Source organism: Hydrogenophaga sp. UC242_50 (assembly GCF_042697355.1).
Lineage (GTDB): Bacteria > Pseudomonadota > Gammaproteobacteria > Burkholderiales > Burkholderiaceae_C > Hydrogenophaga.
Genome location: NZ_CP170553.1, coordinates 2,491,092 through 2,511,018 on the forward strand (window position 1 = coordinate 2,491,092; position 19,927 = coordinate 2,511,018).

Here is a 19,927-nt window from a genome sequence, read left to right on the forward strand (position 1 = left end):
ACAGGTACTTTTTTGGTACATGTCCATTCCATCATATCCCAGCTGTGGCAAAAATGAGTAACTTCGTGGAGCGATTTTTGGAGGAGAGGCGTCGGCTCAAACTCAACCAACAGGAGCTCGCCGACGCTGTTGGGATCTCGAAGCGCTCGATCGGAAACTACGAGCGAGGGGAGCGCAACCCGGACGCGGAAGTACTCGTCAAGTTGGGGGAGGTGGGTGTGAACGTCTGCTACCTGCTGACGGGCAAGCGCATCTCGACCAGGCTGGGCCTGGAGCCGATGCAAAGAGCCGTGCTCGATGACTTCGACCGCTGTACGGACGAGATGAAGATCGAAGCGGTGAGGTACATGGCGCTATTGGCTGAGGGCGCGATGCCGTCTGCGCCTTCCAAACAGGTTCACAAGTCCCGGACGAAGGGAGCCGAAGCCAAGGGCAATAAAAGTAATTGAGGTGTAGCTCCAAAAGAGCAGAAAGGCCCCTCGGGTGTTGTCTTCCACTGAAAACTGACCCAGTTAGAGCATCAATTTCCATTGAAAGCTGACCCACGTAAGAACCCTATCCTGCTGCTTTTGGCAGCAGGAGATTTCAGGAGTGATAGACGTGGCGACACTGAGTGTCATAAGACGCTGGGCACTGCGCGAGCAGATGTCCATCCGCGAGATCTCCAGGCGTACAGGCCTGGCTCGCAACACCGTTAAGAAGTACCTGCGGGCGGGCGATGAAGAGCCCCGCTACGCCAGGCGTGCGAGCTCCAGCAAGCTCGATCCATTCGCCGACAAACTTTCAACATGGCTGTCGATCGAGGCAACAAAGTCGCGCAAACAGCGGCGCACTTTGCTGCAGCTCCACACACCTAGATCTGAAAAGGAGAAAACGAAGCACTTATCCACACCGTGAGCTTCTTTGCTCACACAACGGGTGGGTCAGTATTCGATGGAAATCTCGGGTCAGAGATCAGTGAAATTCAACAGGTTTTGCCTACAAGTTTGTTCCGATGAATTTCCTCTTCGTCAGCCATAATTGCGCTCCCTGCAATACATCGCCATATTTGGTCCTCGCGGCCAGCCTGCCAATCCCTATCGACGCCATCGTAGCGGACCTAGGTGCGAGCTTCGAAGAACTTGTTGGGGATGCTGTGATCCGCCCACCGCATTTCGTCGAGTGCACCGCGAACACGACTTGTAGCTCGGCTTGCACTTCAATGACCGAGCGTTGAGCAGTTCTTGAGCGGCGTAAGACGGGAGCCCTATGTCGTGGTACGTCCGCCCTTGCATCGTCTGACTCACAGCGGCTCGGAGCTTCTTGTGCCGCGAAGGCTGGGACTTGACCGCGCTAGATGTCGGGTTTAGCGCGCTTATCCGCTGCTCACTTTGACAAAGTGTTTGTCCGGTAACGCTGCTTAGCGGCTGTTGACCAACCCCTTGCGTCTACCCGTCGCTAAAAGGACAACAAGAAAAAGCCCGGCCACCAGCAAGGCGGACGGGCTAAAGCTGCAGATCCACAAAGAGACAACAACAGCAACTGCTTGGCGCCACACACCGCATGGTGTCTGGCCTGGCGTCATTGTACTGTACGTTAATACAGTATTTTTTGCTGCGGGGTCTTACTCAAGCCGTCGAGCCCAGCCGCTCCGAAAGAAACTCCAGCACCACGCGCACCGAAGGCAGCAGGCTGCGGCGGTGCGGCACCAGCGCGGTGGTGGTGACGCTGCCCGCCGTCCAGCGCGTCAGCACGCGCACCAGTTCACCGCGCGCCAAGTGGTGCTGGCAGATGCTCTCGGGCAGGCACACGATGCCCAGGCCGGCCGTGGCCGCGTGCAGCAGCGCCACGGATTCGTCGGCCACCAAACGCGGCGGCGGCTCGGCGATCTGCACTTCGCCCTTGCTGTTGCGCAGCGTCCAGCGCGTGGCGTCCACACCCGTCAGCAGGGCCTGGTGCGCCGCGAGGTCGCTCGGCTGGCGCGGTGTGCCGTGCTCGCGCAGGTAGGCGGGGGCCGCGACCACCATCACGGGCTCCACCTTGAGCGTGCGCTGCACCAGGCCCGAGTCGGGCAGGGGGGCGAAGTGGCTGCGCAGCGCGATGTCAAAGCCTTCTTGCACCAGGTCCACAAACCGGTCGCTCGCGTGCAGCTGCAGTTGCAAGCGGGGCCAGGTGCGCGCGAGCGCGGGCAGGTGGGGCGCCAGCTGGAACTGCACCACCGGCACGGCGGCGGTGAGCCGCACGGTGCCGCTGGGCTCGGCCAGGCGCGACTGCACCACCTGCTGCGCGCTCTCCACCTCCACCAGCGCGGCGCGCGCGTGTTGGTAGAAGTCGTGCCCGGTGTCGGTGAGGCGAAAGCTGCGCGAGTTGCGCTCGATGAGGCGCACGCCCAGGCTGGCTTCGAGCGCGGCCACGCGTTTGCTCAGGGTGGATTTCGGCACCGAGAAGCGCCGGGCCGCGGGCGCGAAGCCGCCGCTTTCCACGGCCTGGGCGAACAAGGTGAGGTCGTTCAGGTTCATGCCGCCATTGTCCACAGATGTGGACGATGCGTTGCCTTTTGCCCGTCTAGGCGGCCATCGTCCACGCCGCAAGAATGCACTCCTTCGTCAATGCAACAGGAGTTGAAACCAACCATGAAACCCATTCTTCTTTTCTACGGCGTGCCCGAGGGCTGTTCGTTTGGCGCCATCGTGGCGCTGGAGTGGAGCGGCCTGCCTTACCAGCTGTGCCGCATCCAGATGCCCGAGGTGGTGAGCAGCGAGGCCTTCAAGCGCATCAACCCGGTGGGCGAAACGCCCTCGCTGCGCACGGCCGATGGCCGCTTCGTGAGCCAGAGCGTGGCAATCCTGCATCACATCGGGGCGGCTGCTGCTTCCAGCGGCTTAGTGCCTGCGCAGGGCAGCGCGGAGTTCGATCGCTTCAACGAGATGCTGGCGTTTCTGAACACCGATTTCTTCGAGTCATTCGCACCGCTCTGGTACGCAATGGAGCATGGCCTGCAAGGCGAAGCGCTGCGCGCGGTAACGGCCATGGGGCACGACAAGGTGCGGCGTGCCCATGCCGCGCTGGAAGGCTTGCTGGGCGGGCGCGACTGGTTGGTGGGCGAGCACCGCAGCGCGGCGGACGCGTACCTCATGGGCATCGCACGCTGGAACGAATTCCACCAGGTGCTGGACCGCCGCGACTACCCGGCGTTGAACGCCCTGTATGAGCGCCTGCAGGCCGACCCCGCCGTGCGCTTCGCGCATGGGGTGGAGCATGGGGAGGTGGTGCGCAGCGGCGGGGCGTTTGCTGGGCATGTTGAACTGCAATGAGCGGCCGTGGGTCGCCTCGATGGTTCAGCCTGAGCTAGCATGTCGGGCATCGGCCAGAAGCAGTCGCGCGCTGCGCTCCGCAAGCGCTTGTCCAAACCACGTATGGCATCCATGACCTCTACAGTCCCCGGAGCGGCTGGATACGGTGCGAACGCATCGGCCTTGGCCTCTCAATACGAGAGCATCACTTTCGCTGAGGTCTACCGAGACCTGATTCACCTGTTTCCCACACAGCCGGCCACGGTGGTCGACATCGGCGCGGGGTCGGGGCGCGATGCCGCGGCACTCGCCCGTTGTGGCAATCAGGTCGTCGCCGTGGAGCCCACAGGCGAACTTCGCCGCGAGGGTCAGCGCCTTCATGGCGCACTGCCCATCGATTGGATGGACGACCATCTGCCGACGCTGGACGTGTTGCGGCAAGCAAAGCGCCGGTTCGACGTCGTCCTTCTCACCGCCGTGTGGATGCATCTGGATCCTCAGGAGCGGGAGTTGGCCATGGAAGCTGTTGCCGCGCTGACGGCCGAAAACGGTCAAGTCTTCATGTCTCTGCGGCACGGCCCGATACCGGAAGGCCGAAGAATGTTCGACGTCTCCGCTGAGGACACGGTTCGGTTGGCCGCACGGCACGGGCTGCGCTGCCACCACCAGGCCGAGCGCGAAGACATGCTTGGGCGGGCGGACGTCAGATGGAGCTTCCTTGCACTGCGCCGGCTGGCCGCTTCAGCAGAGTAGCCCGTGCTTCTTGATGGGCCAGCCGCGTCGTGTGCTGATGCCCGACGGAGATCGATGAAGCGGAAGTCCGCGTCACCCAGCGGGCGCGGAGCGCTTGACCAAGTGCCAGCTGATCGCTTGAAGGCCCACGGTCGCGCACACCGGCCCGCCGTCTCGCGCCGTGCCGTGGATGCGACCTTCGATGGCGCGGTTGGCGTCTCCTGTGGCGGTCTCCACCAAGGGCTGGGGGATGCCGGCCAACTTGATCTTCGCCCTTCGCTCCCAGCGTGAATCGGGTTGGCCTGCGTAGGTCCCCGAGTTCAGGTAAATGAAGCGGTCGGACGGTGTGCCTTGCGCGAACGGGCCACGGAAGTTGAACGATCCGTCCGGCAGCGTGGGGCCGAGACTCATGGTGATGGCGAACGACACGAGCTCGGCCGTCGACGCGTAGGGCGGCAGCAAGCCATCGCGACCGTGTTGCACCGCAAAACGGACCCCGGGTGGGAATGCCGTGACAGCAAGGATGATCTGAAGTTCAGCGGTTGTTCCGTTTTTCATGGCTTCGGGGTGACAGGCTTGTGAGGGCTCTGGCGCGTGCTCGCTGTTGGCCGGCAGCCATCCTAGCTGAGATGCGAAAAAACAAAGGGCCCCATCGGGGCCCTTGCTCTTGAAGCTGCGCTCGCGCTCAGTCCGCCTTCAGCTTCACCGCCTGAAACACCCGCTGCAGCCGTTGCGCTTCGGCGCTGTAGAAGGTCTGCGCCTGTTTCAGCGGCATGGCGCGCGTGAGCGCCACGCCGCCGGCTTCGCGGGTGTACACGCCGAATTCCGGCCCTTGCAGTGCGGTGTCGATGGCTTTGTGCACGGCGGTCACCACGTCGGTGGGTGTCTGGCGCGGCAGGAAGACGCCGGTCCACACGGTGTAGACGAAGTCTTTCAGGCTGGCGTCGACTTCGCTCAGGCGCGGCAGGCCGGCCACGGTCTTGTCGGCGGTGTGGGCCAGGGCGCGCAGGGTGCCGGCTTCGATCAGTTTGGCGGTGCTGCCGGCCATGGGCAGGAAGGCCACGTCCACCTGGCCGCCGATGAGGTCGTTGACGGCCGGTGCCAGGCCCTTGTAGGGCACGTGCATGAGCTGCTGCGTGCCGGTGAGCATCTTGAAGTGCTCGCCCATGAGGTGGTAGAGCGTGCCGCTGCCGGGCGTGGCGTAGGTCAGGGCTTTGTTGGACGGGTTCTCGAGGTAGTCCACCAGGGCCTGCGCCGAGTTGATCTGCAAGCTGGGCCGCACGACGAGCGCGATGTTGGTGTACGAGAGCTGCGAGACGAGCACGAGGTCGTCGGGCTTGTAGCGCACGCTGGGCATGGTGAGCGGCGGCAGGATGGGCTCGGCCACGGTGGTGAGCAGCATGGTGTGGCCGTCGGCCGGTGCGGCCAGCACCTTGCCCACGCCCATGGCGCCGCCGACGCCGGCGAAGTTTTCCACGATGACGGTTTCTCCCAGGGCTTTCTGCATCAGCGGTTGCATGACGCGCGCGACCATGTCGGCCGGGCCGCCGGCGGGGAAGGGCACGACGACGGAGATGCGGCGCGCGGGGAAGGCCCCTTGCGCATGGGCCAGTGGGACGACGAGGGTGCCGAAGGCGGGTGCCAGGGCTGCGGCCAGCAGGGAGCGGCGAGCGATCTTCTTCATGGTGTCTTGTCTCCGGTGTGATGGGGTGGTCAGGCGGCGGCCTTGGCGGGCGGCGTCGCGGGGCGGTGCTGTTTGCTCTGGTCGATGCGGTAGAGGCGCGTGGCGTTGCCGCCGAGGATGAGTTCGAGCGCGTGGTCGGGGATCTCGGGCATGTCGAGCGCGCGCGCGTGTTCGTTGATGTTCTGCACGGTTTTGTGGAAGGTCCACATGAAGGGGTTTTCCGAACCGTAGAGCAGGCGTTCCCAGGGGTTGACGCAGCCGAAGTCGTGGATGAGCTGGTAGACGGTGCGCGGATGGTAGAAGCCCAGCGCGCTGAGGTCGGCATGGAAGTTGGGGTTGCGCGCGACCACGCCCATGGCTTCGGCGGCGTAGGGGTAGCCCAGGTGGCAGATGACCACCTTCATCTTGGGGAAGCGCTGGCCCACTTCGTCGAGCAGCCAGGGTTGCTGCAGTTTCATGTCGGCGCCGCAGACGGGCGTGAAGCCCATGTGGAAGTGCACCGGCACGCCGAGCGCGGAGGCGGCTTCGTACAGGGGTTCGCAGGCCTTGTCGCGCGGGTCGAAGTGCGCGTAGGTGGGGTAGAGCTTGATGCCGCGGAAGTCGTGCTCGCGCACGCAGCGCTCGAGTTCGTCGGCGGCGCCCCAGGGGTCGATGATGGGGTCGGCGCTGCAGATGCCGATGAGCCGGCCCTTGGAGGCCTTGACCTGCTGGGCCACGAATTCGTTGGGCACGTTGTAGGGGCGCTGCTCGGGCGGGAGCACGCGGTTCCAGTTGCCGGCGAGCACGCAGCACACGTCGATGCCGACTTCGTCCATCACGTGGACGAGCATCTCACCGTCGCGGCGCTCGGACTTCACTTCGGTGCTGTGGTACCGGAAGCCGCGATCGCTCCAGTTCTTGCGCAGCTCGCTGTAGATGTGCTGCGAGACGTGAACACCCGGCTGGCCCAGGTGGATGTGGTTGTCGACGACGAACATGCGGTCTCCTGATTGATGTTGGGTCGAAGTGTAGTCATCGAATAGTTCGATGTCAAACTAATAGACAGAGAATGATCGGGTGGCTGCGTGCTATCCTGCCGGCTGCCCATGGCCGATTGCACTCCTCCTTCTTCTCCCGCGCTCGACGCTTACGTCGGGTACCACCTTCGAAAAGCGCACAACCAGGCGCTGCGCCGCCTGGACCTCGCGCTGGGCAAGCTGCAGCTGACGACGGCCATGTATGGCGTGCTGGAGCTGTTGAGCTGCAATGTGGAGTTGCCGCAGGGCCAGCTGGCGCGCGGCGTGGGGCTGACGAACCCGTCGATGGTGCCGCTGGCGGACAAGCTGGCCGAGCGCGGCCTGATCGACCGCACGCGCCAGGAGCACGACCGGCGCACGGTGTACCTGAAGCTCACGCCCGAGGGGCGCAAGTGCTGGAGCCGCGCCGCGCGCATCGTGCGCGAGCACGAGGCGGCGCTGCGCGCCGCGCTCTCCGATGCCGAGACCGCCGAACTGATCCGGCTCTTGGGCAAGATCACCGGGGACTGAGCCCCGGTCCTGCCCGGGGCGTTCAGGCCATTTCTGCCTCGATGGGGTTGCGCAGCACGCCCAGCGCATCCACTTCCACTTCCACCACATCGCCCGGCCGCATGTAGAGCGGCGGCTGGCGCTTGAAGCCGACGCCGCCCGGGGTGCCGGTGACGATGACGTCGCCCGCTTCGAGTTCGGTGAAGCAGCTGATGTGCGCGATGAGCGAGGGGATGCTGTGGATGAGCAGGTCGGTGGTGGTGCGCTGCACTTCTTCGCCGTTGAGGCGGGTGACCAGGGTCATGACCTGGTCGGGGCGGATCTCGTCGGCCGTGACCATCCAGGGGCCGAAGGCGCCGGTGCGCGCGAAGTTCTTGCCGGCCGTCCATTGCGAGGTGGCGGTCTGCCAGTCGCGGATGCTGGCGTCGTTGTAGCAGGCGTAGCCGGCCACGTGCGCCCAGGCCGCGCTCTCGGCGATGCGGCGCCCGGGCTTGCCGATGATGACGGCGATCTCGCCTTCGAAGTCGAGCGCGGGCGATTCGGGCGGGATGAGCAGGGCCTGGCCGTGCCCGGCCTGCGAGTTCGCCACGCGCAGGAACAGCGTGGGCGCTTGCTGCTGCGTGACTTGCCGGCCGGTCTCGCGCACGTGGTCGGCGTAGTTGAGGCCCACGCAGACGATCTTGGCCGGCCGGCCGATCACGGGCAGGAACTCGACGGTGTCGAGCGGGATGCGCTCGGTGGCGGCGCGCGCGAGGGTGGCGGCTTTGTCAAGCAGGCCTTGCGCGATCGCGCTCTGGAGATCGGGCGCGAGCGCGCCCAGGGCGGGGCGCAGGTCCACAAGGTGCTGGTCGTCGATCACGGCGCCGTAGGTGGCGGTGCCCTGGTGCAGGAAGCTGGCGAATTTCAAGAGAGGCCTTTGGGGTCGGGGTTCAGTTCAGGGGGATGCCGGCGGCGTCGATGGCGCGTTTCCAGTAGGTGAATTCGGCTTTCCAGAAGGTGTCCATGGCCTGGGCGCCCATGGGGTCGGGCACGGCGCCGAGTTCGGTCAGCGTGCGCACCACCTCGGGCCGCGCGCAGGCTTCCAGCGTGGCTTTTTCGAGCTGGGCGACGATGTCGCGCGGCGTGCCCGCGCGCGTGAAGACGCCGAACCAGCTGGCGTTGGAGAAGCCCTTGACGCCCGCTTCGGCGAAGGTGGGCACGTCGGGCAGGGCGGGCGAGCGCTGGTCGGTGGAGACGCCCAGGGCGCGCACCTGGCCGGAGCGGATGGGGCCGATGACGCCGGTGATGTTGTCGAGCACCGCGACGATGCTGCCGCCCATGAGGTCCTGGATGGCGGCGGCCGCGCCCTTGTAGGGCACGTGTTCCATGGCGAAGTCGCCATCGCGCTTGAGGAGTTCGCCGGTGAGGTGCATCACGCTGCCGGTGCCGCCCGTGCCGTAGCTGGCGCGCTGGGGGTTGGCGCGCGCCCAGGCGGCGAACTCCTTGAAGGTGCGCACCGGAATGTCCTTGTTGATGATGAGCACGTTGGGCAGTTTGGCGACCATCGCCAACGGGCTGGAAGGCGCCGATGGGGTCGTAGGTGAGCGTCTTGGCCTGGGTGATGGGCGTGAGCACGGCCGAGGTGACGATGTTGGAGAGCAGGGTGTAGCCGTCGGGTGCGGCGCGGGCCACGTCGGCCGCGCCGATGGCACCGGCCGCACCGCCCTTGTTGTCCACCACCACGGTGCCCTTGAGCACCTCGCCAAGGTGCTTGGCGACCAGGCGGGCCACGATGTCGGTGGAGCCGCCGGCGGGGTAGGGCACCACCATGCGGATGGGGCGTTCGGGGTAGCCGGCGGCGCGGGACAGGCCACTGCCCATCAGGGCGGCCAGGGCCGTGCCGCCGGCAACAACGTGGCGGCGGGTGAGGCCATGCGGGTGGTGTGCGTTCATGGAGCTTCTCCTGGTGGGGGTGTGAGGGGTGTTCAGCGCAGCGACTGGCGCAGGTGGCGGATGGCATCGCCCTGGCGGCCGATCCAGGTGTCGTCGAGCGCGCGGGCGCGGCGGATCAGTTCCTCGAACACGCCGATGCCGCTGAGCCGGCCGAACACGTGGCCGTGGATGGAAGGGTTCAGGCGCACCGCGCCGGGCTCGTGGCGCTGCACGAAGTCGAGCCAGTCGTCGAACAGCTCCAGCATCTGGCGCGGTGCGTTGCCATAGCGGATGGCGTGCGGCGTGTCGTTCATCTCCATGCCGCCGGGGAAGGCCGCGATCTCGCGGTCGCCGAAGCGCACGAGGTAGGGCAGGTCGTCGTTCATGGTGTCGCCGTGCCATTCGTAGCCTTCTTCGGCGAGCAGGCGCGCGGTGCGCACGCTGGGCGAGGCGCGCGGGCTGATCCAGCCCACGGGGCGCACGCCGCAGGCCTGTTCCAGTGCCTCGGTAGTGCGGCGGATGTTGGCGCGTTCGGCGGCTTCGTCGAGGTAGGCTGGGATCACGTCCATGCCCCAGGAGTGCGCCACGATTTCGTGGCCGGCATCGGCGATGCGGCGCAGCGTTTCAGGGTAGCGCTCGGCCAGCACGCCGCAGACCAGCATGCTGGTCTGAATCTGCTGGCGCTCCAGCACGTCGAGGATGCGGTGGATGCCGCGCCGGATGCCGTACTCGACCCAGCCGAGCGCGTTCAGGTCGGGCGTGCCGGGCTTGAGCGGGTTGCCCATGGGGCCGAAGCCCGGCCACTGGTCGTCGGACCAGCCTTCCAGCGCGACGCGAAAGAAGATGCCGAGGCGTTGGCCGCCGGGCCAGCGGAAATCGGCGGGGGGCAGGGTTTCGATGGCACCGGCGTGCACGTCGAGTTTCTGGGGCATTCGGGGCTCCGGGTTCCAACCGCAAGGCGCCAGTGCCTTGCCTGAATGGTCCCGAGCTTACGGAGTCGACTGTGCAACCACAAACGACTTCTTTTGCACGCAGCGTTGATCTGCGCGCAACGCTGACGCACCGCTTCAGAGCGCGGCACGCCCCACTTCGGTGAGGTGCTTGAGGAAGGCCGCCGAGGCCACGGGCAGCTTGCGCTCGGAGAGCACGCAGACGTCGATGCCGCCCTGGCAGAGCAGCGCGTCGTCCAGTGGCACGCCCACCAGCTGCTCCATGGCCAGCTCGTTGCGGATGGACATGTGCGAGAGCAGGGTGATGCCGCCGCCGTTGCGCGCGAAGCCGCGCAGCACCGCGAGCGAGTTGGCTTCGAGCGCCGGCGTGATGTGGACCTTGGACATGTGGCTCTGCAAGTCGATCAGGCGGCGCACGCCGAAGCTGTTGTCGGGCAGCGCCAGGCGCTGCCCTGCGATCTGCGAGAGCGTGAGGCTCTTGCGCCGCGCCAGTGCATGGCTGGGCGCCATCACGGCGAGCAGGGGCGCGTGCAGGTGCAGGGCCGAGTGCATCTCGGCCTTGGGCTGCAGGTTGAAGACCAGGCCGATGTCGGCCTCGCCGCTGGCGATGCCGTTCTCCACCGCGCCGGTGCCGGTGATGCGCAGCGAGAAGGTGATGTTCGGGTAGGCGTCCTGGAACTGGGCGATGGCGGGGGCGAGGAAGTCCGAGGCGTAGCCCTCCACCGAGAGCAGCGAGACGTGGCCGCGGTGCAGGTTCTGCAGCGCGTCGAGTTCGGAGCGCATGCGCTCGATGCCGTTGAGCGCGTCGCGCACGTGGTTCAGGTAGACCTTGCCGGCGGCGGTGAGCACCATGCCGCGCGCGCGCCGCTCGAACAGGGTGACGCCCAGGTCTTCCTCCAGCTTCTGCAGCTCGCGGCTGAGCGCGGAGGGCGTGACGAAGAGCCGCTCGGCGGCGGCGCGGATGGAGCCGCTTTGCGCCACTTCGAGGTAGCGCAGCAGGGAGGTCTGCAGGATCATGCGGCGATTCTAGGATGTGTGTTGCGAAAATGGCAACTCATTGTTCAAAACAAATCGTTTGTTGCGACGCCAAACGGCAGGCACATTTGCGTTTCCAACGTTTTTCCGCACACAGGAGTTCCCATGACCAAACAAGTGATCTACAGCCCCAAGGTGACCCGCACGAAGGCGCCCCACGCCCACGCCGTGCGCACCGGCAACCTCGTGTTCGTCTCCGGTTGCCCGGCCTACCACGGCGAGATGCAGCTGGCCAAGGGCGACTTCACCGCGCAGATGCGCCAGTGCATGACCAACCTGCAGAACATCCTGGAAGAGGCCGGCTCGTCGCTGGCGCAGGTGGTGAAGGTCAATGTGTTCCTGGACCGCCGCGCCGACTTCGACGAGATGAACGAGATCTACCGCGAGTTCTTCGGCAACGACCCGCAGACCTGGCCGGCCCGCACCACCGTCGAGGCCCGCCTGCCGCGCAAGGATTTCCTGCTGGAAATCGAGTGCGTCGCCGAAGTGGAGTGAGACCCATGGGCAAGATCGAATCACGCCTGGCCGAGCTGGGCATCGTGCTGCCCGATGCGCCCATCATCAAGGCCAACCCGGCGCTGGTGCCCGGCGTCGCGGTGGGCAACCTGTTCTTCTGCCAGGGTGCCCTGGGGCACCACAACGGCGAGTTCCCCTACCTGGGCAAGGTGGGCGACAAGGTCTCGGTGGACGAGGCCTACCAGTCGGCCCGGCTGTGCGCGATCAACCACCTGGCCCAGGCCAAGGCCGTGCTCGGCGACCTGGACCGGATCGTGCGTGTGGTGCAGCTGCTGATCTACGTCAACGGCGCGCCCGGTTTCGAGCGCGCGCCCTACGTGTCCAACGGCGCGTCGGACCTGTTCGTGGAGGTGCTGGGCGCCGAGCGCGCGGCGATGGCGCGCGCCAGCCTGAGCGTGCCCGACCTGATCTACACGGCGCCGGTCGAGACGATCTGCACCTTCGAAATCCAACCCTGACCCTTCACCCCCTCACCCCGCGCAAAGGACCACCGCCATGCAAAGACGTCATCTCATCCAAGCCCTGGGCCTCGGCAGCCTCACGTCGGCATGGCCGGCCTTTGCCGAGGCTTTTCCTTCCCGCCCCATCACGCTGGTGAGCCCCTGGGCGGCCGGCGGCACGAACGACCTGCTGTGCCGCCTGCTGGCGCGCGAGGCCGGCGGCGTGCTGGGCCAGCCCATGGTGGTGGACAACAAGCCGGGCGCCAGCGGCGTCGTGGGCACCACGGCCGTGGCCCGCTCCAAGCCGGACGGCTACACGCTCACGCTGGGCAGCACGCCCGGTTACGCCACCGCGCCCGCGCTGTACCCGAACCTGCCCTACGACCCGCTCAAGGACTTCACGCCCATCATCGGCGTGGCGACCGTGCCCAACGTGCTGGTGGTGCCGCCCTCGCTGCCGGTGAACTCGGTGCAGGAACTCATCGCCTACATCAAGGCGCGGCCGGGCCAGGTGGCCTACGCCTCGGTGGGCAACGGCTCGACGCAGCACCTCTGCGCCAAGCTGTTCGAGCGCATGACCGGCACCGAGATGATCCACGTGCCCTACAAAGGCACGGCGCCCGCGATGCAGGACCTGCTGGCCGGCCGCGTCACGCTGGCGTTCGAGAACATGCCGCCGCTGCTGCCGCAGATCCGCAGCGGTGCCCTGAAGGCGCTGGCGGTCACCTCGTCGCAGCGCGTGGCGCAACTGCCCGACACGCCGACCCTGGCGGCCTCGGGCCTGGCCGACTTCGGCGCTTCGGTGTGGTACGCGGTCTTCGCCCCGGCCGGTGTGCCCGCGCCGATCGTGACGCAGCTGCAGAACGCGTTCACGCACGCGCTGCGCCAGCCGTCGGTGACGACGCAGCTCGCGCAACTGGGCCTGACCACGCTGGCCTCGGACGCGGCGGCCACCAAGGCCTTCGTGCAGGCCGATGCCACCAAGTGGGGTGGCATCATCCGCTCGGCCGGCATCACGGCGGATTGAAGACTCAGCAGCATCAGCATCAGGAGCGGACCTCATGAATGACAAGGAACAGGCCGGCGGTCGCCTGGCGGGGCGCACCGCCCTCGTCACCGGCGCGGGCAAGGGGCTGGGCCGCGCGATCGCGCTGGGCTTTGCCGGCGCGGGGGCCGACGTGGTGCTGATGGCGCGCACGCGCGCCGACCTGGATGCCGTGGCCCGCGAGGTCGAGGCGCTGGGCCGCCAAGCCCTGGTGGCCGTGGCCGACGCCACCGATTCGCGCCAGGTCGATGCGGTGGTGGAACAGGCGGTGGCGCGCTTCGGCCGCATCGATGTGCTGGCCCACGCGGCCGGCGGCAGCCTGCGCAAGCCCAGCGTGGACGTGACCGACGAGGAGTGGGACGGGGTCATCTCGGCCAACCTCTCGTCCACCTTCAAGGTGTGCCGTGCCGTGGGCCGGCACATGCTGGCACAGGGCGGCGGCTCCATCATCAACCTCTCGTCCACCGCCGGCATGCGCGGCCGGGCCGGCAACGCGCCGTACTCGGCGGCCAAGGCGGCGGTCATCAACCTCTCGCGCGCGCTGGCGATGGAGTGGGCGCCGAAAGGGGTTCGCGTCAACGTGCTCGCGCCGGGGCGTTTCCTCACGCCGCTGACCGAGGCCGAGATGTCGGTGCCCGAGAAGTACGCGGCCTTCGTGCGCCAGGTGCCGCTGGGCCGCATCGGCCGGCCCGAGGAAATCCAGGACATCGCCGTGTGGCTGGCCTCGGACGCCTCGGCCTACGTGACCGGCAGCACCATCACGCTGGACGGCGGGCAGACGCTCGCCTGACCCCCGGCTTTTCCTTTTCGAATCCCGCGCCCCGGCGACCTGGCCGGGGCGGGAGCCTTCCTGTCGCTTCACCATGCCCTCCGCCCTCTCGAACATCCTCGCGCTCAAGGACTTCGCGCCGCTCGCGCAGCGCCGCCTGCCCCGGCCCATCCACGGTTATGTGGCGGGCGCGGCGGAGGACAACGTCTCGCTGCGCCGCAACCAGGACGCGATGAACGCCCATGGCTTCGTGCCGCGCGTGCTGGTGGACGTGTCGCGCCGCACGCAGCAGCAGCCGCTGTTCGGCACCACTTACGCGAGCCCCTTCGGCATCGCACCCATGGGCCTGGCCGCGCTTTCGGCCTACCGCGGCGACATCGCGCTGGCCCAGGCCGCGCGCGAGGCCGGCATTCCCGCGATCCTGAGCGGTTCGTCGCTCACGCCGCTGGAGGACGTGGCCCAGGCCGCGCCGGGCACCTGGTTCCAGGCCTACCTGCCGGGCGACGAGGCGCGCATCCTCGCGCTGCTGCAGCGCGTGCGCCGCGCGGGCTACGAGACGCTGGTGGTCACGGTGGACATTCCCGTGAGCGCCAACCGCGAGAACAACGTGCGCAACGGCTTTTCCACGCCACTGCGGCCCAGCCTGCGGCTGGCGTGGGAAGGGGTGTCACACCCGCGCTGGCTGCTCGGCACCTTCGCGAAGACGCTGTGGCGCCACGGCATGCCGCATTTCGAGAACTCGTTCGCCGAGCGCGGCGCCCCCATTCTGTCGAGCAACGTGCTGCGCGACTTCTCGCACCGCGACCACCTGGACTGGTCGTTCGTCGAGCGCATCCGCGCCTTCTGGCCCGGCCCGCTGGTGATCAAGGGCATCCTCAGCGTGGCCGATGCGGTGAAGGCCAAGGCGCTCGGGGCCGACGGCATCGTGGTCTCCAACCACGGCGGGCGCCAGCTCGACGGCGCGGTGGCGCCCATACAGGTGCTGGCGCGCATTGTCGACGGCGTGGGCGGCATGCCGGTGATGGTGGACGGCGGCTTCCACCGCGGCTCGGACGTGCTCAAGGCGCTCGCGCTCGGGGCGCGCTTCGTGTTCGTGGGCCGGCCGTTCAACCACGCGCTGGCGGTGGCGGGCCAGCGCGGCGTGGCGCACGCCATCGAGCTGTTGCGCGCCGAGATCGACCGCAACATGGCCGATGCTGGGCGTCACCGGCTGCGGGCAGCTCGACCGCGATCTGCTGCTGCCCACGCCGCCCTGAACGCGCTCACTTCGTCGAGGCAGGGCGCTGGTCCACCGAGACCTTGAGGTCCTGCGCGGCCTGCAGCTGCTCGCGCAGGGCCGGCAGGTGTTTGGAGGCGAAGGCCTTGACCTCCGGGTCGCGCGATTCGAGCGCGGTTTTTTCGTACAGGGGAATGGCGCTCTTGTACGCCTCCACGCCCATCTGGTTGAGGTAGCGGCGGTCGAAGGTCTCGTCGCCCAGGCCGGCGATGATCATCTCCTTGCCCTTCTGCAGCATCGAGGGCTCGGTGGGCAGCTCCTGCTGCTTGGCGGCGGCGAGCGTGCGCAGCTCTTCGCCGACCTTGCTGTGTTCGTCGACCATGCGCTGCGCGAAGTCGCGCACCTTGGGGTTGCGCGCCTTGGTCAGGGCCAGGCGGCCGGCCGAGACCTCGGCGTGGCCGTTTTCGGCGGCCTGCTGCAGAAAGCTCTTGTCGATGGGCGCGAGGCCTTGCGCGAAGGCCGTGGTGCTCCACAGCAGGGCGGTGGTGAACGCCAGGGCGGTCAGGGGGCTTGCTCGGTGGTTCATGCGGGGGCTCCTTGAATCCGTTGGGGAGCCCGTCCACCGGCAAGTGGCATGCCCGTGCGGGCGCTGGTGGGGAGCGGGAGCGCCGTTTGCCCCTGGGAACGACCATGAGCCGCACCATTCGATTGCCACCATCCCCCCCGCCGCCGTCCGACGGCAGGAAGGCCGATGCCAGCGAGCTGCTGTCCTCGGTGGCTGGCGAGGAAGACCCGGGCGCGGCGCTGGACGCGCCGGTGCCGCCGCCGCGCGCCCCGCTCAGCGGGCCTGCTGCCGGCGGCTCACCAGGCGGGCCGCCGCCAGGTCCCAGCCGCCCCAGCCGCAGTTCTTGAAGAACACCGGGCCGCGCACCGGCCGGGGCGATGCGAGCCAGTCGGCCAGGGTGGGCACGGCGGTGACATCGATGCCGGCCTGCAGCAGGTCGCCGGCCTCGTGGTCGGCGTCGCGCGTGTCCACCACCAGCGTGCCGCGCGCGGCGAGGTCGCGGCAGACCTCGGGCGCCCACTCCACCATCTGCGGCGTGTAGGCGCCCACGGCGCTCACGAAGGCGTCGTCGCGCGGCGTGCCGCGCAGCGCCACCTGCCGGGCCGGCGTGGTGCTCACCACCAGCGGGCACTCGGCCAGCGCGGCGTCGGCATCGTCCACGCGGCGCGCGTCCAGGCCCAGCGTGCGCGCGTGGGCCACCAGCGCGTCGGCGCTGGCCGGATTGCGCGAGGCAATGCGCACCTCGCGCACGCCCAGGCCGGCGGCAAAGGCTTCCAGGTGCGCGCGGCCCTGCACGCCCGCGCCGACGATGAGCAGCGGGCCGTCGCTGCTGGGCGCGAGCAGGCGCGCGCCCAGCAGCGACACGGCGGCGGTGCGGCGCGAGGTCACGGTGGGGCCGTCGAGCAGGGCGGTGCGCTGGCCGGTGGCGACATCGAACACCACGATGTCGCCCTGGATGCTGGGCAGGCCGCGCGCGGCGTTGTCCGGGATCAGGGTGATGAGTTTGGTGATGGCCACGCGCGCGTCGACGGCGGGCATCGCGAACAGGGTGCCGCCACCGGGCAGGGCCTGCACGATGCGCGCGGGGACCGCCACCGTGGGGTCGCTCAGCAGCGCCTCGATCTCGTCGGCCAGCTCGGGGTAGGGCAGCGCGGCGGCGGTGGCGCTGGGGTTCAGGGAGGACGTCATGCCCCACATCATCGGGGATCCGACGTCCCCCGGTTCAGATCACCCGCACGCGCAGTTCGCCCAGGCCGTCGAAGCGCCCGCTCATCACGTCGCCGCGCCGCACCTCGCCCACGCCCACGCCCTCGGGCGTGCCCGAGAAGATCAGGTCGCCGGGCTGAAGCTCGAACAGGCGCGAGAGCGTCGCGATGGTCTCGTCGACGTTCCAGATCAGTTGCGAGAGGTCGGCCTGCTGGCGCGTTTCGCCGTTGACGTGCAGCGAGAGCGCGCCGGTGTCGAGGTAGCCGGTGTCCTGCACGGCGTGGATGGGGCCCATGGGCGCCGAGGCGTCGAAGGCCTTGCCGGTCTCCCACGGCTGGCCGGCCTTGGCGGCGGCGCGCTGCAGGTCGCGGCGCGTCATGTCCAGGCCGATGGCGTAGCCGAAGATGTGGCGGCGCGCCTGGTCCTGCGGGATGTCGCGCCCGCCCTCGCCGATGGCGACCACGAGTTCGATCTCATGGTGGCAGTTGCTGGTTTCGCCGGGGTAGGGGAAGCGGCCTTCCTCGCCGTCGGCGACCTCGACCACCGCGTCCGCCGGCTTGCAGAAGAAGATCGGTGGCGAGCGGTCGGGGTCGTGGCCCATCTCGCGCACATGGGCTTCGTAGTTGCGGCCGACGCAGTACACGCGGCGCACCGGAAAGCGCTCGGCGCGCCCCTGGATCCGCCGACCGAGGTGGCGGGTGCGGGTTCGAAGGCGTATCGGGTCATCGGTTGTTCACTCCACCACGATGTTGCGTTCGCGCACGAGGGCGCCCCATTTCTCGCGGTCGGCCGCGATCACCTTGCGCATCTCGTCGGGCGTGCTCGTGGTGATGGCCGCGCCCCGGCCCACCATGGCCTTGCTCACCTCGTCGGAGCGGATGGCCTTGATGAGTTCTTCGTTCAGGCGTTTCTCGGTGGCGGGGGGCAGGCCGGCGGGCGCGATGAAGCCGAACCAGATGTTGTCCTCGAAACCCGGAATGGTCTTGCCGATGGGCGGGATGTCGGGCGCCTGCGAGGAGCTGCTGGTGCTGGTCACGCCCAGGGCGCGCAGCTTGCCGGACTGGATCATGGGCAGGGCCACGGGCAGGTTCTCGAACGCCATCTGGATGTTGCCGGCCACGAGGTCCTGCATGGCGGGCGCGCTGCCCTTGTAGGGGATGTGCATGATCTGCAGCTGCGCCGAGCGCGAGAGCAGCTCGCCGTTGAGGTGCGCGCTCGAACCGGTGCCCATGGAGCCATACGACACCTTGTTGCCCGCCCCCTTGAGGTAGGTGATCAGTTCCTGCATGTTCTGCGCCGGCACCGAGGGGTTGACCACCAGCACGTTGGGCAGGGTGATGGCCAGGGTGAGCGGCGTGATGTCGCGCACGGTGTCGACGTTCATGTTCTTGTACAGCGCGGGGTTCACCGTCATCACGCTGGCGGGCACCATGCCGATGACCGAGCCGTCGGGCTTGGCGCGCGCGATGCCCTGCAGGCCCAGCACGCCGTTGGCGCCGGGCCGGTTCTCGACGATCACGGGCACGCCCATGTTCTGTCCCATCACCTTGCCGGTGAGGCGGGCCAGCGTGTCCGACAGGCCGCCCGGGGGGTAGGGCACGATGATGGTGATGGGGTCGGCGGCCTGCGCGGTGCAGGTGAGGGCCGCGGCGGCCAGCGCGACGAAGTGCCGGCGGGACAAGGGCAGTTTCATGGTGTTGTCTCCTGTGGTGTCGTGGGTCGGTGAGAGGTCAGGCGGCGGCGAGCGCGGTGGCGCACCGTGTGCTGGTACAGCTCGCGCTCCGAGATCTGCAGGCTGCGTTCCCAGGGCCAGCGCTGCATCGGGGGCTGGGGCGTGCGGTCCACCGCCTGCCCGCCAAGGTAGATGGCCGAGAGCTTGCTGCGGTCCTGCAGGATGCGGATGTCGGCCAGGGGGTCGCCGTCGACCACCAGCAGGTCGGCGAACTTGCCGGTCTGCAGCGTGCCGGTGTTTTCGCCGTCCACGGTGATGGACGCGTTGCGCGTGCCGCAGGTGATCGCCTCCAGCGGGCTCATGCCCAGCAGGGTCACGAACAGCTCGAGCTCGCGCGCATGCCATTCGCCGTACGGCGTGACGGCAAAGCCGCTGTCCGTGCCGCACATCATGGTCACGCCGTTGCGGTGCGCGTAGGTGAGGTTGGTGACGGCCTTCTCGAGGTCGCGCTTGAAGCGGTCGATGCGCGCCTGCGAGCAGCCGGCGATGTGGCCCCAGTCGGCCACGTTGGCGGTGAAGGTGAGGGCCGGGCAGCAGGGGATGCCGCTCTCGGCCAGGCGGTCGGCCTGCTGCGGGTTCATGAAGTCGGCGTGCATGATCCAGTCGATGCCGGCGTCCACGCAGTCCATCACCGATTGCCCGCTGCGGGCGTGGGCGGTCACGCGGCGGCCCAGGCGATGGGCCTCCTGCACGATCACCTTGAGCTCGGCGGCGTTGAACGCCGGCACGCTGCCACCCCCTGGCGTGAGGATGGACGACTCGCCACTGGCCGCGATCTTGATGAAGTCCACGCCGTTCTTCACCTGGTCGCGCACCTCGTTGACCATCTGGCTTTCGCCTTCGGTGAGGGCGCCCACGCCGGAGCGCGGCGTGCCCACCCACGAGGGGAAGTAGTCGGTCAGCGCCGCGTGTGTGCTGAGGTAGCGCGCGGCGGCCGAGATGCGCGGCCCGGGGAACAGGCCCGCCTTGATCGCGTTGCGCACCGCGACCGCCACGAACCAGCTGCCGCCGGGATCGCTGAACGAGGTGACGCCCGATTGCAGCACCGTGCGCGCGTGGTACACGCCACGGATCGCGCGGTACTCCGCCGAGGCGAACAGGTCCTGCTCCTCGATGCCGCGCGCCACGCCGTAGCTGATGTGGCAGTGCGCGTCGACCAGGCCGGGCATCACGGTCTTGCCGGCCGCGTTCTCGACCACCTCGGCGTCGGGGGGCAGCGGGGCGCCGGGGCCTTCGCCGGCTTCGATGTGGGCGATGCGATCGCCCTCCATCGCCAGCCAGTGCAGCGGGCGCGGCGCGGCGCCCGTGCCGTCGATCAGGGTGCCGCCCACCAGGTAGTGCCGCGCCAC

The 19,927-nt window shown here is 68.2% G+C and carries 20 protein-coding genes and 4 pseudogenes; 10 read left to right on the forward strand and 14 right to left on the reverse strand.

Features of this window, described 5'->3' with window-relative positions:
- Positions 1–53: 53 nt before the first annotated feature.
- On the forward strand, positions 54–449 hold the full coding sequence (locus ACFJGX_RS12800) for a helix-turn-helix domain-containing protein (protein ID WP_382320886.1): 396 nt from the start codon (positions 54–56) through the stop codon (positions 447–449).
- Between the two features lie 142 nt (positions 450–591).
- Positions 592–849 (forward strand): annotated as a pseudogene (locus tag ACFJGX_RS12805) (IS21 family transposase); the annotation flags it as partial.
- 758 nt (positions 850–1,607) lie between these two features.
- Here the strand turns inward: ACFJGX_RS12805 and ACFJGX_RS12810 are convergent.
- The gene (locus ACFJGX_RS12810; protein ID WP_382320883.1) at positions 1,608–2,498 is read right to left on the reverse strand and encodes a LysR substrate-binding domain-containing protein; all 891 of its coding nucleotides are present in this window, start codon (positions 2,496–2,498) and stop codon (positions 1,608–1,610) included.
- Between the two features lie 114 nt (positions 2,499–2,612).
- Here ACFJGX_RS12810 and ACFJGX_RS12815 point away from each other — a divergent pair, with 114 nt between their 5' ends.
- Both ACFJGX_RS12815 and ACFJGX_RS12820 read left to right on the forward strand, forming a co-directional pair.
- On the forward strand, positions 2,613–3,293 hold the full coding sequence (locus ACFJGX_RS12815; protein ID WP_382320881.1) for a glutathione S-transferase family protein: 681 nt from the start codon (positions 2,613–2,615) through the stop codon (positions 3,291–3,293).
- A gap of 111 nt (positions 3,294–3,404) precedes the next feature.
- Positions 3,405–4,025: a class I SAM-dependent methyltransferase gene (locus ACFJGX_RS12820; protein WP_382328692.1), complete on the forward strand. Its 621-nt coding sequence runs from the start codon at positions 3,405–3,407 to the stop codon at positions 4,023–4,025.
- Between the two features lie 72 nt (positions 4,026–4,097).
- Here the strand turns inward: ACFJGX_RS12820 and ACFJGX_RS12825 are convergent, their stop codons facing one another.
- From ACFJGX_RS12825 to ACFJGX_RS12835, 3 genes are all read right to left on the reverse strand, one after another.
- Positions 4,098–4,562 (reverse strand): DUF5990 family protein, encoded by a 465-nt coding sequence (locus tag ACFJGX_RS12825; RefSeq protein WP_382320879.1) that lies wholly within the window; start codon positions 4,560–4,562, stop codon positions 4,098–4,100.
- Positions 4,563–4,689: 127 nt separating this feature from the next.
- Positions 4,690–5,688, reverse strand: coding sequence for a Bug family tripartite tricarboxylate transporter substrate binding protein (locus ACFJGX_RS12830; RefSeq protein ID WP_382328509.1), 999 nt, complete (start codon positions 5,686–5,688; stop codon positions 4,690–4,692).
- 29 nt (positions 5,689–5,717) lie between these two features.
- Complete coding sequence (locus ACFJGX_RS12835) at positions 5,718–6,665, reverse strand: amidohydrolase family protein (protein WP_291115798.1); 948 nt, start codon at positions 6,663–6,665, stop codon at positions 5,718–5,720.
- Between the two features lie 108 nt (positions 6,666–6,773).
- Here ACFJGX_RS12835 and ACFJGX_RS12840 point away from each other — a divergent pair, with 108 nt between their 5' ends.
- Entirely contained in the window at positions 6,774–7,214 is a 441-nt protein-coding gene (locus ACFJGX_RS12840; protein WP_382320874.1) for a MarR family winged helix-turn-helix transcriptional regulator, read from the forward strand.
- Positions 7,215–7,236: 22 nt separating this feature from the next.
- Here the strand turns inward: ACFJGX_RS12840 and ACFJGX_RS12845 are convergent, their stop codons facing one another.
- From ACFJGX_RS12845 to ACFJGX_RS12865, 5 genes and pseudogenes are all read right to left on the reverse strand, one after another.
- On the reverse strand, positions 7,237–8,100 hold the full coding sequence (locus ACFJGX_RS12845; RefSeq protein WP_382328511.1) for a fumarylacetoacetate hydrolase family protein: 864 nt from the start codon (positions 8,098–8,100) through the stop codon (positions 7,237–7,239).
- A gap of 22 nt (positions 8,101–8,122) precedes the next feature.
- Positions 8,123–8,737, reverse strand: a complete 615-nt coding sequence (locus ACFJGX_RS12850; protein WP_382328513.1) for a Bug family tripartite tricarboxylate transporter substrate binding protein — start codon at positions 8,735–8,737, stop codon at positions 8,123–8,125.
- A gap of 64 nt (positions 8,738–8,801) precedes the next feature.
- A pseudogene (locus ACFJGX_RS12855) lies at positions 8,802–9,125 on the reverse strand (Bug family tripartite tricarboxylate transporter substrate binding protein); the annotation flags it as partial.
- A gap of 32 nt (positions 9,126–9,157) precedes the next feature.
- A complete protein-coding gene (locus ACFJGX_RS12860; protein WP_382320869.1) occupies positions 9,158–10,036 on the reverse strand; it encodes a polysaccharide deacetylase family protein in 879 nt (292 codons plus the stop codon).
- A 135-nt stretch (positions 10,037–10,171) separates the two neighbouring features.
- Positions 10,172–11,071, reverse strand: a complete 900-nt coding sequence (locus tag ACFJGX_RS12865) for a LysR family transcriptional regulator (protein ID WP_382156400.1) — start codon at positions 11,069–11,071, stop codon at positions 10,172–10,174.
- A gap of 123 nt (positions 11,072–11,194) precedes the next feature.
- Here ACFJGX_RS12865 and ACFJGX_RS12870 point away from each other — a divergent pair, with 123 nt between their 5' ends.
- From ACFJGX_RS12870 to ACFJGX_RS12890, 5 genes and pseudogenes are all read left to right on the forward strand, one after another.
- A complete protein-coding gene (locus ACFJGX_RS12870; RefSeq protein WP_291115815.1) occupies positions 11,195–11,584 on the forward strand; it encodes a RidA family protein in 390 nt (129 codons plus the stop codon).
- Positions 11,585–11,589: 5 nt separating this feature from the next.
- Positions 11,590–12,063 (forward strand): RidA family protein, encoded by a 474-nt coding sequence (locus ACFJGX_RS12875; protein ID WP_382156402.1) that lies wholly within the window; start codon positions 11,590–11,592, stop codon positions 12,061–12,063.
- A gap of 37 nt (positions 12,064–12,100) precedes the next feature.
- Positions 12,101–13,072, forward strand: a complete 972-nt coding sequence (locus tag ACFJGX_RS12880) for a Bug family tripartite tricarboxylate transporter substrate binding protein (protein WP_382320867.1) — start codon at positions 12,101–12,103, stop codon at positions 13,070–13,072.
- 34 nt (positions 13,073–13,106) lie between these two features.
- Positions 13,107–13,880 carry an SDR family NAD(P)-dependent oxidoreductase gene (locus tag ACFJGX_RS12885; protein ID WP_382320864.1) on the forward strand — a complete coding sequence of 258 codons (774 nt, stop codon included), beginning with the start codon at positions 13,107–13,109 and terminating at the stop codon, positions 13,878–13,880.
- A gap of 73 nt (positions 13,881–13,953) precedes the next feature.
- Positions 13,954–15,115 (forward strand): annotated as a pseudogene (locus ACFJGX_RS12890) (alpha-hydroxy acid oxidase).
- A 6-nt stretch (positions 15,116–15,121) separates the two neighbouring features.
- Here ACFJGX_RS12890 and ACFJGX_RS12895 read toward each other — a convergent pair.
- The 5 genes and pseudogenes from ACFJGX_RS12895 to ACFJGX_RS12915 form a co-directional block, all read right to left on the reverse strand.
- Positions 15,122–15,661: a DUF4142 domain-containing protein gene (locus ACFJGX_RS12895; RefSeq protein WP_382320862.1), complete on the reverse strand. Its 540-nt coding sequence runs from the start codon at positions 15,659–15,661 to the stop codon at positions 15,122–15,124.
- A gap of 252 nt (positions 15,662–15,913) precedes the next feature.
- Positions 15,914–16,828, reverse strand: a complete 915-nt coding sequence (locus ACFJGX_RS12900; protein WP_382320860.1) for a delta(1)-pyrroline-2-carboxylate reductase family protein — start codon at positions 16,826–16,828, stop codon at positions 15,914–15,916.
- A gap of 34 nt (positions 16,829–16,862) precedes the next feature.
- Positions 16,863–17,572 (reverse strand): annotated as a pseudogene (locus ACFJGX_RS12905) (fumarylacetoacetate hydrolase family protein).
- A 7-nt stretch (positions 17,573–17,579) separates the two neighbouring features.
- On the reverse strand, positions 17,580–18,539 hold the full coding sequence (locus tag ACFJGX_RS12910) for a Bug family tripartite tricarboxylate transporter substrate binding protein (RefSeq protein ID WP_382320855.1): 960 nt from the start codon (positions 18,537–18,539) through the stop codon (positions 17,580–17,582).
- Positions 18,536–19,927 (reverse strand): amidohydrolase family protein, encoded by a 1,392-nt coding sequence (locus tag ACFJGX_RS12915; RefSeq protein ID WP_382328515.1) that lies wholly within the window; start codon positions 19,925–19,927, stop codon positions 18,536–18,538. Before ACFJGX_RS12915 ends, ACFJGX_RS12910 begins: the two co-directional genes overlap by 4 nt.